The organism is Streptomyces tagetis (assembly GCF_018069565.1).
GTDB classification, from domain to species: domain Bacteria; phylum Actinomycetota; class Actinomycetes; order Streptomycetales; family Streptomycetaceae; genus Streptomyces; species Streptomyces tagetis.
This window is the reverse complement of the sequence record NZ_JAGPNL010000004.1, coordinates 355141-367730: the sequence shown is the minus strand read 5'-3', so window position 1 is coordinate 367730 and position 12590 is coordinate 355141. Positions and strand designations below refer to the sequence as shown.

Genomic DNA, 12590 nt, shown 5'->3' with positions numbered 1-12590 from the left:
CGCGGCATATCGCGTCCATCCCTTCTCACGATATATCGCGGTCCCGGGAAGTCAAGACACCCGTTCTGGTGATCAACGCTCGGCCGGGTGTACGGGATTGGCCTAGCTTGTGAGCATGTCGACGGAAGAGCCCCGCCCCGGCCGCTCCACCGGCCGCTCCAGCCGCCCCACCGGCCGCTCCAGTCGCCCCACCGGTCACACGTCCGGCCACTCGTCCGCCTCCCCGGCCGACCGCGCCGCGGCGAAGCCGCCCAACGCCGCCAACGCCGCCGACGCCGCCGCCGACGACGACGCGGGCGCGCTGCTGCTGTGCCGGGCGGAGCCGGAGGCGGTCGCCGCCGTCGCCCCGCTGCTCGGCGAGCCGATGCCGCTGGCCGCGGCCGGCCCCGGGTGGAGTGTCCTCGTACCGGAGGGCGGCCCCTGGCGGATCGGCGGCGAACCCGTCGACCGGGTCCTCACCGGCTGGGCCGTCGCGCTCGGGGTCGGCGCCCCCTGGCCGGTGCTCGCCCTGTGGTGGGACGCCGACCGTGCCGGGTTCGTGCTCGCCTCCGGCTTCCGCCGGCCGGTCGGTTACGTGTGGCTCGCCAACGGCATCCCGGCCGGGGAGGACGAGGCGATGCGCACCTTCGCCGCCCGCCTGGGCCTCGATCCGGTCCTGGACGTACAGGCGCTGGACCGGCTGACCGCGCCGGACCCGGAGGCCGACGCCCCGGCCCGGCTGCGCGGGCTGCTGGCCGTCCTCGGCCGCGCGGGGATCGCGCTGCCCGCCGCGCTGGCCCCCGGGGAGCCCGCGGACCGGCTCCGGGCGGCGGCCAAGGCCCTCGCCGGGGCCCGGCGGACCGGGGCGGCCCGTCCCTACGCGGTCGCCGACGTCGGGCCGATCGCCCCGTGGATGCCCTGGGTGGGCGGCCCGGGGGCCCGCGCGCTGGCCCTCGCCCAGGTGGTGGCGGGGCTGCCGCTCACGGCCTGGGGCGTACGGCGGCGCGGTGGCGGCTGGATCGCCGCCGGCCTTCTGCTCACCGCCCACGGCGCACTCGGCCTGGCCTACGGTCTCGTACCCCGGCGGCCCCCGCGGTCCTGACCGCCCGCCTCACGCTCACCGGTCCGGGAGCCTGGCCCCGGCGCAAGTGCCGCGCCGCCGACCGCCGTTACTCGTCGTCCTCGTCGTCGAGCCGGGCGAGCCAGGTCGCCAGGCGCTCCACCGGGACCTCGAAGTCCGGGTTGAGGTCGACGAAGGTGCGCAACTGCTCGGCGAGCCACTCGAAGGTGACCTCCTCCTCGCCGCGCCGCTTTTCCAGCTCCTCGATGCCGCGGTCGGTGAAGTACACGGGGTGCTCCGCAGGGGGGTAGGTGGGGTGTTCACGAACGGCCCCAGGCTATCCGGCGCCCGGCTCCGCGCGGGCCTCCGCCTGTCATGACCAGGCCAGTTTGCGTCAGGCGGAAAGTTGGACCAATGCATTGCGCTCCCCGCAATGTGTCTCCACGATGGTCTGCACATCACACGCAGCGTGTGACGTGGAGCACGAAAGGCGCGCGATTCGTGGACATTGACCTCGAGGAGCTTGCGGCGATCATCGAGCTGCTCGACAACACCGAGTTCACCCAGTTCCGCTTCGAGAAGGGGGACCTGCGGATCGCGGTCAGCCGGGGTGGCCTGCCGATCGACCCCGCCGCCCACGCGACACCCGCGCCGCCGGAGGCCACGGCCGCCCCGTCGGCCGCCCAGGCGCCGGCGGCGCCACCCGCACCGCCCACCCCCGCGCAAGCGGCACCCCCCGCACCCCCCGCACCCCGCACCCTCACCCCCACCGCCCCCACCCCGGGCCCGGCGGCCTTCGACGAGAGCCGGCTCGCCGCCGACGAGGTCGTCGTGCGCGCCCCGCTGCTCGGCACCCTCTACCGCTCCCCGAAGCCGGGGGAGCCGCCCTTCGTCGAGGTCGGCGACAGGGTGGAAGCGGACTCGGCGCTGTGCATCGTCGAGGTGATGAAGCTGATGAACTCCGTGACCGCGGGCGTGGCCGGTGAGGTCTCCCGGATTCTCGTCCCCGACGCCGAGCTGGTCGAGTTCGACCAGCCGCTCTTCGTCGTCCGGCGGCTGCCGTGACCCACCGGATCTTCATCGCCAACCGCGGCGAGATCGCCGTACGCGTCATCGAGGCGTGCGACCGGCTCGGCTTCGAGACGGTGCTCGGCGTCTCGCGGGCCGACACGGCGACGCTGGGCGCCCGGCGCGCGACCCGGACCGTCGTCCTCGGCGGCCCGCAGTCCCGGGACAGCTACCTCTCGGTCGACAGCGTGGTCCACGCGGCGATCGCCACCGGGTGCACGGCGCTCCACCCCGGCTACGGCTTCCTCTCCGAGCGCGCCGACCTCGCCCGCGCCTGCGCCGGCGACGGCATCGTCTTCATCGGTCCCTCCCCCGAGGCGCTGGAGGCGCTGGGCGACAAGCTGAGCGCCCGCGCCATGGCGACCCGCCTCGGCGTCCCGGTCTCGCCGGGCGGCACCGCCTCCTGTCTGGAGGAGGTCGAGCGGCTCGGCGCCGAGGTCGGCTTCCCGGTCCTGGTCAAGGCGGCCCACGGCGGCGGCGGACGCGGGATGAAGCTGGTCACCACGCCCGAGGGCCTGGCGGAGGCGTGGTCGCTGGCCTCGTCCGAGGCCGAGACCGCCTTCGGCGACGGCACCGTCTTCCTGGAGCGCTACGTCGCCGACGCCAAGCACATCGAGGTCCAGGTCCTCGGCGACCGGCACGGCCGGCAGGTCCACCTGGGCGAGCGGGAGTGCTCGGTGCAGTACCGGTACCAGAAGGTCGTCGAGGAGTCGCCGTGCGCCGTCCTCGACCAGCCCACCCGCGACGTGCTCACCACCAGCGCCCTCGCCATCGCCCGCGAACTGGAGTACGTCGGCCTGGGCACCGTGGAGTTCCTGTACGACGTGGCACGCCGCGAGGTCGCCTTCCTGGAGGTCAACCCCCGCCTTCAGGTCGAGCACCCGGTCACGGAGCAGGTGACCGGCATCGACCTCGTCCGTGAGCAGATCCTCGTCGCCCTCGGCGAACCGCTCTCGTTCGCCCAGGAGGACGTCACGGTCACCGGCCACGCCATCGAATGCCGTATCACCGCCCAGGACCCCGCCCGCGGACTGCTGCCCAGCCCCGGCCCGGTCACGCGCTGGCGTCCGCCGGTGGGCGGCGGCATCCGCCTGGACTCCCACATCTACCAGGGCTACGACTTCCCGCCCTACTACGACGCCCTGATGGCGAAGCTGATCGCCTGGGGCCCCGACCGCGACGCGGCCCGGACGCGCATGGAACAGGCGCTGGCCGGCTTCGGGATCGACGGCCTCGTCACCTCCCGCGACCTGCTCGCCCGGATCGTCGCCCACCCCGACTTCGCCGACGACTCGGTCACCACGCACTGGCTCGCCGACACGATCCTCACCAGGGAGACCGCATGAGCGACGTGAGCCTCGTCGACGTCACCATCCGCGACGGCAACCAGAGCCTGTGGGGGGCGGTCGGCATCACCCGGCGCATGGTCGAGGCCATGGCCCCCGACCTCGACCGGGTCGGCTACCGGGCGATCGAGGTGGCCAGCAGCACACTGCTCGCCACCTCCGTGCGCTTCCACCGGGAGGACCCCTGGGAGACGCTGCGGGCCGCCAAGCGGCTGATGCCCCGCACGCCCCTGGCGTTCCTGACCACGGGGAAACGATTCATCACCTTCTACCGCACCCCCGAGGCCCTCTTCGAACTCGCCTTCACCCTCCTGGTCCGCAACGGCGTCAGCCGGCTGTGGGTGGTCGACCCCATGCACGACATGGAGGGCGCCAAGCGGATGGCCGAGATGGCCAAGCGCGTCGGGTTCACCGACGTGGTCGCCGGGATCTGCTACACGACCAGCCCGGTCCACACCGACGACTACTACGCCGCCAAGATCGCCGAACTCGACGCGTGCGCCGCGATCGACAGCGTCTACCTGAAGGACCCCGCCGGCCTGCTCACCCCCGAGCGGCTGCGGTCGCTCCTGCCCCGCCTGCGGTCGGCCCTGGGCAGGCTGCGCCTGGACGAGATCCACAGCCACGCCACCACGGGACTCGCGCCGCTGACCCTCCTGACCGCCGCCGACCTGGGCATGACCACCCTGCACTGCGCCCTGCCGCCGCTGGCCAACGGCACCTCCCACCCGGCCGGCCCCCAGTTGGCCGCCAACCTGCGGGCCCGCGGGCACCGGGTCGACGTCGACGTCGAGGCGATGCGGCGGGCCTCGGCGTACCTCGGGCGGCAGGCGAGGACCAAGCGCCTGCCGGCCGGCGTGCCGCTGGAGTACGACGAGGCGTACTACCGCCACACCATCCCCGGCGGCGTCCAGTCGACGCTCGCCCGCCAACTGCGCGAACTGGGCCGCCCGGAGCTGTTCGACGCCGTCATCGAGGAGTCGGTCGGCGTCCGCCGCGACCTGGGCTGGCCGATCGTGATGACCCCGTTCGCCCAGTACATCGTCACCCAGGCGACCCTGAACGTGATCACGGGCGAGCGGTACCGGCAGATCGGCGACGAGGTCGTCGATCTGCTGCGCGGCGACTTCGGACCGCTGCCGGGCGAGGTCGACCAGAACCTCCTGGACAAGGCCCTGTCGACCCGGCGGGGCCGGCTCCCCGCCTCCGACGGCCGGGAGGAGGTGACCGTCGCCGACCTGCGGCGCCGCTTCGGCCAGGGCCTCGGCGAGGAGGAGCTGCTGCTGCGGGCGGTCATGCCCGGCGAGCAGGTCGACGCGATGGTCGCCGCGCGGCGGGACTCGCCGGTCGCCGTCCTCAAGGGGCTGCTGCGGACCGCGGGCGAGCGCCCCGGCCTGAGCCTCGCGGTCAGCAGCGGCACCACGAAGTTCACCCTCGAAAGAGCATCGGAGGCGGCCTCGTGACCTCACTGGAGCCGATACGCGGCTGGGTCCTGGACGTCGACGGCTGCCTGGTCCGCACCACCCGGGCCGGCGGGCGCGGCGGCACCGCGATCCCCGGGGCGGCGGAGCTGCTGAGGGCGGTCAAGGCCGCCGGACACCGCGTGATCGTGTGCACCAACGCCTCGGAGAAGGCCCCCGGCACCTACGCCGACCACCTGCGCGCGATCGGACTGCCGGTCGAGACCGACGCGTTCGTCACCGCCGGCAGCGCGACCGTCGAGCACATCCACGCCCACCACCCGGGCGCCCGCGTCCTCGCCGTCGGCGACGAGGGGATCACCGTGCCCCTGCGCGACCTCGGCATCACGGCGGCCTCGGCCGACGACCCCGTGCCCGCCGACGTGGTCGTGGTCGGCGCGGCCCCCTCGTACACCGCCGCCGGCCTCAGCGCCGCCGCCCTCGCGGTCGACGCGGGCGCGGCGTTCTACACCACCGTCGAGACCCCTTGGTTCCACGGCGGGCTCGGCCGGTCGCTGGCCGTCTCCGGAGCGATCGCGGCGAGCATCACCTGGGCCACCGGGAGCCGCCCGACGGTGGGCGGCAAGCCGTCCGCGGTCCTGGCCGGGTCACTGCTGCGGCGACTGGGGCTGCCGCCCGAGCAGGTCGCGGTCGTCGGCGACTCGCCGGCCGAGACCGGCCTCGCCCGCCACATGGGAGCACTGTCGGTGATGGTGCTCAGCGGCGCCGTCACCCCCGCCGGTCTCGCCGGCATGACCGGAGACGAACGGCCCGACCTCGTCTTCGACGACGTCGGGGAACTCCACCGCCACCTCGGGCTTTCCCACCACGAGTCACAGCAAGGAGTCGTGTCATGAGCGGAGAGGTTTCGCGCTTCCCCTTCTTCCACGAGACCCCGGCACCGGAGGGCGCCGAGGGCTGGGAGTCGATGTACCCCTACTACCTGCTCCCCCGCGAGGAGACCCGTGACTGGGAGGACTCCCGGCTCTGGTTCGCCGACACGATGCACTGGTCGCGCGGCGTCCACCCGTTCGACAGCATCGGCGCCGAGGCGGTCTACCTCGGCGCCGGCCAGAACAGCACCCGCATCTTCGTGCTGCCCACCTCGCTCGGCCTCGACGTCCGCGTCCAGAACGGCTACGTCTACATCGCCGGCATCCCGGTCACCGACCCCGCCGAGATCGAGCGGCGCGCGGCGCTCTTCCAGGAGCGGGCCGGCCACTACTACGCCAACTGGGACGAGCTGTATGCCCGGTGGAAGACCAAGGTGACCGAGGCGGTCGCCCGCATGAAGACGATCAGCTTCCCGCCGCTGGGCGAACTGGACCCGCCCGAGGTCGTCACCGAGGCCCGGGGCCGCTCGACCTCGTGGGACATCATCACCAACTACCACCGGCTCATCGACGAGTTCTTCCTCGTCTGGCAGTACCACTTCGAGTTCCTCAACCTCGGCTACGGCGGCTACATCGTCTTCTTCCAGTTCTGCAGACAGGCATTCCCGCAGATCACCGAGCAGGAGGTCGCCCGCCTGGTCGCCGGCATCGACGTCCTCGCCTTCCGGCCCGACGACGAACTGCGAGGGCTGGCCCGGCTCGCCGTCGACCTCGGACTCGTCGGCCTCCTGGCCGGCCCCGGCACGGCCGACGAGACGTTCGCCGCCCTCGCCGGGCACGAGAACGGACCGGAGTGGCTCCAGGCGTACGAGGCCGCCCGGGACCCGTGGTTCGACTACTTCGCGGAGTACGGCTTCACCCACGACCAGGACACCTGGAACTCCAACCCCGCCATCCCGCTCCAGGGCATCGCCCGGTACGCCGTCCGCATCCAGGCCGGCGAGGACATCACCCGCCCCGTCGAGCGGCTCGCCCGTGAACGCGACGAGATCGTCGCCGAGTACCGCGATCTGCTCAGCCCCGCGGAGCGGACCCAGTTCGACGAACTGCTCGGCCTGGCCCGCAAGGTGTTCCCCTTCATCGAGGAGCACAACATCTACGTGGAGCACTGGACCCACACCGTCTTCTGGCAGAAGGCGTGGGAACTGGGCGACTTCCTCGTCTCCGCCGGTTTCGCCGACGCGCGCGACGACGTCTTCTACCTCAACCGCTTCGAACTCGACCAGGTCCTCGCCGACATCGTGCAGTCCTGGGCGATCGGGGTGGAGATCCGCGGCAGGAAGAAGTGGGCCGACGTCATCGCCCGGCGCCGCCCGATCGTCGCCGCCCTCCAGGCCCGGACCGCCCCGCCCGCCTACGGCATCCCGCCGGAGGAGGTCACCGACCCCTTCGCGGTCATGAACTACGGCGTGACCACCGACCGGATCAAGGAGTGGCTGGGTGCCTCGGACGGCACCGCCTCGACGCTCACCGGCATCCCCGGCGGCCCCGGCGTCGCCGAGGGCCCCGTCCGGGTGCTGCGCACCGAGAAGGACCTCGCGCTGCTCCGGCCCGGCGAGATCCTGGTCGCCCCGATCACCGCCCCGTCCTGGGCCGCCGCCTTCTCGTCGGTCTCCGGGGTCGTCACCGACATCGGCGGCATGATGAGCCACGCCGCCATCGTGTGCCGCGAGTACGGCGTCCCGGCCGTGGTCGGCACGGGCTTCGCCACCGCCAACCTCAAGACCGGCCAGCGCGTCCGCGTCGACGGCGACACCGGCACCGTGACCGTACTGGAGGACCCCCGGTGAGCGCGCCCGTGATGACCCGCACCACCTTCACCCTGCCCTTCTCCGACCCGGGCTGCCTCGACGCCCGCGAGGTCGGCGGCAAGGGCAAGGGCCTGGCGGAGATGACCCAGGCGGGGCTGCCGGTCCCGCCGGGGTTCACGGTCTCCGCCGGCGCCTACCGGGAGTTCCTCGCCGCCGGGGACCTGCGTAAGAGACTCGCCGGGCTGCTCGCCCGGGTCGACCTCGGCGACGCCGGCTCGGTGGAGCGGGTCTCCGCCGAACTGGCGGAGCTGCTCGCCGCGCAGCCGCTGCCCGAGCACCTCGTGGACGAGATCTCGGCGGCCTACCGCGCCCTCTGCGGCCACCTCGGCGTGCCCGACCTCGCGGTCGCCGTACGGTCCAGCGCCACCGCCGAGGACTCCGCCGCCGACAGCTTCGCCGGCGAGTTCGAGACCTGGGTCGACATCACCGGCGTCGACGACGTCCTGATCCACGTCCACCGCTGCTACACCAGCGTGTTCGCGGGCCGCGTGCTGCGCTACGCCCTCGAACGCGGCATCGACCTGGCCGGCGTGGAGATGGCCGTGGTCGTCCAGAAGGTGGTCCGTGCCCGCGCCGCCGGCGTCATGTTCACCCTCGACCCGATCACCGGCGACCGCTCCCGCATCGTGCTGGAGTCCAGTTGGGGCCTCGGCCTGGCCGTCGTCGGCGGCGAGGTCACCCCCGACCGCTTCATCGTCGGCAAGGTCGGCCTCAGCCTGCGGGAGAAGGTGCTCGGCGCCAAGCGCGTCGAATACCGCGACGGCACCGGCGCGGTCCCGGTGGAGGAGCCGCGCCTGCGGGAGTTCTGCCTGAGCGACGAGGAGGCCCTCGCCCTCGCGGCGCTGGCCAAGACCGTCGAGAAGCGGCACCACGCCCCGCAGGACATCGAGTTCGCCGTCGACGAGGACCTCCCCGACGGAGAGAACCTGCTGCTCCTGCAATGCCGTCCCGAGACGGTGTGGAGCGGCAGACACCGCGCCCCGAAGTTCGAGCAGGGAGCGGGACTGATGTCCTGGATCACCGGCGGCATCCGTTCGGCCGCCGCCGCCGCCACCGACGCCGCCGGCCCCGAGACCGCGCCGGGACACACGCACGGGGAGGCGGGCCATGACCACGGCTGAGGATGCCACCATCACCCGCCCGGACCCGCCCCGCCTGCTCACCGAGCCGTCCGCCGACATCCGCGAGCACTCCCGGATCGGCCGCTATCTCGACTGGCTGGAACGGGAGCGAGGGCTCGTCTTCCCGACCTACGACGCCCTGTGGGAGTGGTCGGTGACCGACCTGGAGGCGTTCTGGGGCAGCATCTGGGAGTACTTCGAGGTCACCTCGTCCACCCCGTACGAACGGGTGCTCTCCTCCCGGGAGATGCCGGGGGCCACCTGGTTCGAGGGCGCCACCCTCAACCTGGCCGAGCACATGCTGCGCCACCACGACCTCGACGACGAGACGGCCGTCGTCGCCGTCTCCCAGACCCGCGCCGACGTGGAGCTGACCTTCGGCCAGGTGCGCGAGCGGGTACGGCGGGCCCAGGCCGGCCTGAAGGCGCTCGGCGTCGGGCGGGGCGACCGGGTCGCGGCGTACCTGCCCAACATCCCGGAGACGATGATCGCCTACCTGGCCACCGTCAGCCTCGGCGCGGTCTGGGCCAGTTGCGCCCCCGAGTTCGGCGCCACCGGGGTGCTGGACCGGTTCGGGCAGATCGAGCCGAAGGTGCTCCTCGTCGTCGACGGCTACGTGTACGGCGACAAGCGCGTCGACCGGGTCGCCGAGGTACGGGCGATCCGTGCCGGGCTGCCCTCGGTCGAGCACCTCGTGCACGTGCCCTACCTGGACCAGGCGATCGAGGAGGCGGTGACCTGGGAGGAACTGCTCGACCGGCCCCTCGACCCGGCGGAGCCGATGGCCTTCGAGGCGGTCCCCTTCGACCACCCCGTCTCGGTGCTGTTCACCTCCGGGACGACCGGCCGGCCCAAGCCCATCGTGCACGGCCACGGCGGCCTGCTGCTGGAGCACCTGAAGAACCACGCCCTGCACTGGGACCTCGGCACCGGCGACCGGCTGCTCTGGTTCACGACGACCGCGTGGATGATGTGGAACGCGCTCGTCTCGACCCTGCTGGTGCGCGCGAGCATCGTGATGATCGACGGCGACATCGCCCACCCCGACGTGGCCACGCAGTGGCGGCTGGCCGAACGGACGCGGCCGACCGTGATGGGCGTCAGCGCCGGCCTGCTCATGCGGTGCCGCCGGGAGGGACGGCGGCCGGCCGAGGAGTTCGACCTCGGCACGCTCCACCAGCTCGGCGTCGTCGGCAGCCCGCTGCCGCCGGAGGGGTACCGGTACGTGCACGAGCAGTTCGGCGACCGCGTCCTGCTCAACGTCGGCAGCGGCGGCACCGACGTCTGCTCCGGGATCGTGCAGGGCAGCCCGCTCCAGCCGGTCTGGCTCGGCGAGATGTCGGGCCGCAGCCTCGGGGTGGAGGCGTACGCCTTCGACGAGGACGGCAAGCCCGTCGTGGGCGAGCTGGGCGAACTGGTCATCACCGCGCCGATGCCGTCCATGCCGGTCGGCCTCTGGGGCGACGCCGACGGCAGCGGCTACCGTGCCGCGTACTTCGACGTCTACCCCGGCGTGTGGCGCCACGGCGACTGGGTCCGCTTCAGCGAGACCGGGAGCTGCGTCATCACCGGCCGCTCCGACGCGACCCTGAACCGCGGGGGAGTGCGCCTCGGCACCGCCGAGTACTACCGGGTCGTGGAGGCGATGCCCGAGATCGCCGACAGCCTCGTCGTCCACCTGGAAGGACCCGACGGCGGTCCGGGCCGACTGCTCCTCTTCGTCACCCTCGTCCCCGGGGCCGTCCTCGACGACGCGCTCCTCGGACGCGTCCGCGGCGCCATCCGCACCCAGCTCTCGCCGCGGCACACGCCCGACGAGATCGTGGCGGCCCCCGCCATCCCGCACACCCGCACCGGCAAGAAGCTGGAGCTGCCCATCAAGCGCATCCTGAGCGGCAGACCCGCCGAGGCGGTGCTCGATCCCGACGCCGTCGACGACGCCGGCGCGCTGGCCTTCTTCGCCACGAGGGGAGCGGGACGGTGACCCGGTACGAACCGCGCGTCGACGTCGACGCCATCACGGCGCTCGACATGCACGCCCACATCGAGACCGACGGCCACGGCCACTTCGCCCTCGACCAGGAACTGCTGGACGCCTCCGCCCAGTACTTCCGCGGCGACCAGGAACGCACCCCCACCCTGGAGCGGATCGCGGCCGTCTACCGCGAACTCCGCATGGCCGCCGTCGTCTTCACCGTCGACGCCACCACGTTCCTCGGCCGGCCCGCCCTGTCCAGCGAGGAGATCGCCGAGCGCTGCGCCGACCACGCCGACGTGCTCATCCCCTTCGGCTCCGTCGACCCCCACCACGGGCGGGAGGCGGTGAAACGGGCCCGGAACCTCGTCGAGGCGTACGGCGTACGGGGGTTCAAGTTCCACCCCAGTCTCCAGGCGTTCGACCCGTCCGACCGGGCCCACTACCCCCTGTGGGAGGCGCTGGAGGAACTCGGCGTCATCGCCCTCTTCCACACCGGGCAGACCGGCATCGGCGCCGGACTGCCCGGGGGGCGGGGCATCAAGCTCCGGTACTCCGACCCGATGCTGGTCGACGACGTCGCCGCCGACTTCCCGCGCCTGGACATCGTGCTCGCGCACCCGTCGGTCCCCTGGGTCGACTCGTCCCTCTCGATGGCCACCCACAAGGCCAACGTCCACCTCGACCTGTCGGGCTGGTCGCCGAAGTACTTCCCGCCCCAACTGGTCCGGCAGGCGAGGACGCTGCTCCAGGACAAGGTGCTCTTCGGCTCCGACCTGCCGGTGCTCATGCCCGGCCGGTGGCTCTCCGACTTCGGGAAGCTGGAGATCCCCGAGCCGGTCCGGCACAAGATCCTCAAGGGGAACGCCGTACGGCTCCTCGGCCTCGGGAGGACCCGATGAGCGAACCGCCCGCCCTGCCGCCGATCGAGTCGGTCGACCGCGCGCTGCGGTTGCTGACCATCCTCCACGACGGCACCGAGCTGAGCGCCACCGACGCCGCCCAGCGGCTGGGCGTCGTCGTGTCCACCGCCTACCGCCTGCTCTCGTCCCTGGTGTACCGGGGCTACGCGGTCCAGGGGCGCGACCGCCGCTACCGCCTCGGACCCGCCCTCGTCCCCGCGTCGGCGCGGCCCCTGACGGTCGGCTCCGTACGGGCCCTGGCGCACTCGTCCCTGGAGACCCTGCACGAGCGGACGAGCGAGACCGTCCAGCTCATGGTGCTCGAACGGCGCAGCATCCGCTTCGTCGACGGGATCGAGAGCGAGCACCCGCTGCGGGTCGGCGTCCGGACCGGCGAGAAGATGCCCGCCCACTGCTCGGCCGGCGGCAAGGCCCTCCTCGCCGCGATGAGCAACGCCGCCCTCGACCGCCTCTACCAGACGGGGCTGCCCCCGTGGCCCACCGCCAGGGTGAACGACCTGGCCACCCTGAAACGGCAGTTGGTCCGGGTACGGCAGCAGGGCTACGGCCGCAACGACGAGGAGACGGAACAGGGGGTGAGCGGCGTCGGGATGGCCGTCGGCGACATGCTCGGCCAGCCCGTCGCCGCGCTCACCGTCGCCGTCCCCTCCGCCCGCTTCACCCGCGACCACATCGACACCTGCCTCGCCGCGCTCGCCGACGTGGTGGCCGAGACCACCGAGCGCCTGCGCCGTACCGCCCCGCCCCCGTCACCGCGGACCGACCCCGGCACCGGCCCGACGGCGCCCGGCACCCCCTCCGCGGACGGCGGTCTCCCGACCCTGTAGCCACCGCGGGCGCGGGTGCCGTACGCCGGCGCGGCCCGCGTCCGTGGGGCCGCCCGCCCGGAAACGGCCGGGGCCCCGTTCCGGGCGGGTGGCTCGGAACGGGGCCCCGGCGGGCACTGGGCTCAGC

At 73.2% G+C, this 12590-nt stretch carries 11 protein-coding genes; 10 read left to right on the top strand and 1 reads right to left on the bottom strand.

Annotated elements, in window-relative coordinates; translation table 11 throughout:
- Window positions 1–115: 115 nt before the first annotated feature.
- Window positions 116–1081, top strand: coding sequence for a hypothetical protein (locus tag J5Y05_RS17350; protein WP_247614808.1), 966 nt, complete (start codon window positions 116–118; stop codon window positions 1079–1081).
- A 67-nt stretch (window positions 1082–1148) separates the two neighbouring features.
- On the opposite strand, the gene J5Y05_RS17345 is transcribed toward J5Y05_RS17350, so the two are convergent.
- The gene (locus J5Y05_RS17345) at window positions 1149–1328 is read right to left on the bottom strand and encodes a DUF6104 family protein (RefSeq protein WP_003992906.1); all 180 of its coding nucleotides are present in this window, start codon (window positions 1326–1328) and stop codon (window positions 1149–1151) included.
- A gap of 212 nt (window positions 1329–1540) precedes the next feature.
- Between J5Y05_RS17345 and J5Y05_RS31900 the strand changes: the two genes are divergently transcribed.
- The 9 genes from J5Y05_RS31900 to J5Y05_RS17300 are packed head-to-tail and all read left to right on the top strand — an operon-like array spanning window position 1541 to window position 12463.
- Window positions 1541–2104, top strand: coding sequence for an acetyl-CoA carboxylase biotin carboxyl carrier protein (locus J5Y05_RS31900; protein WP_307853964.1), 564 nt, complete (start codon window positions 1541–1543; stop codon window positions 2102–2104).
- Entirely contained in the window at window positions 2101–3453 is a 1353-nt protein-coding gene (locus J5Y05_RS17335; protein WP_210873371.1) for an acetyl-CoA carboxylase biotin carboxylase subunit, read from the top strand. Before J5Y05_RS31900 ends, J5Y05_RS17335 begins: the two co-directional genes overlap by 4 nt.
- Window positions 3450–4916, top strand: coding sequence for a hydroxymethylglutaryl-CoA lyase-like TIM-barrel protein (locus J5Y05_RS17330; protein ID WP_210873369.1), 1467 nt, complete (start codon window positions 3450–3452; stop codon window positions 4914–4916). Before J5Y05_RS17335 ends, J5Y05_RS17330 begins: the two co-directional genes overlap by 4 nt.
- Window positions 4913–5770 carry an HAD-IIA family hydrolase gene (locus J5Y05_RS17325; RefSeq protein ID WP_210873367.1) on the top strand — a complete coding sequence of 286 codons (858 nt, stop codon included), beginning with the start codon at window positions 4913–4915 and terminating at the stop codon, window positions 5768–5770. Before J5Y05_RS17330 ends, J5Y05_RS17325 begins: the two co-directional genes overlap by 4 nt.
- Entirely contained in the window at window positions 5767–7596 is a 1830-nt protein-coding gene (locus J5Y05_RS17320) for a PEP-utilizing enzyme (protein WP_210873365.1), read from the top strand. The genes J5Y05_RS17325 and J5Y05_RS17320 overlap by 4 nt, the downstream gene beginning before the upstream one ends.
- Entirely contained in the window at window positions 7593–8738 is a 1146-nt protein-coding gene (locus tag J5Y05_RS17315) for a PEP/pyruvate-binding domain-containing protein (protein ID WP_210873363.1), read from the top strand. The genes J5Y05_RS17320 and J5Y05_RS17315 overlap by 4 nt, the downstream gene beginning before the upstream one ends.
- Window positions 8725–10722, top strand: coding sequence for an acetoacetate--CoA ligase (locus J5Y05_RS17310; protein WP_210873361.1), 1998 nt, complete (start codon window positions 8725–8727; stop codon window positions 10720–10722). The genes J5Y05_RS17315 and J5Y05_RS17310 overlap by 14 nt, the downstream gene beginning before the upstream one ends.
- A gap of 47 nt (window positions 10723–10769) precedes the next feature.
- Window positions 10770–11615, top strand: a complete 846-nt coding sequence (locus J5Y05_RS17305) for an amidohydrolase family protein (protein ID WP_210873782.1) — start codon at window positions 10770–10772, stop codon at window positions 11613–11615.
- Window positions 11612–12463, top strand: a complete 852-nt coding sequence (locus J5Y05_RS17300; protein WP_210873359.1) for an IclR family transcriptional regulator — start codon at window positions 11612–11614, stop codon at window positions 12461–12463. Before J5Y05_RS17305 ends, J5Y05_RS17300 begins: the two co-directional genes overlap by 4 nt.
- Window positions 12464–12590: the final 127 nt, after the last annotated feature.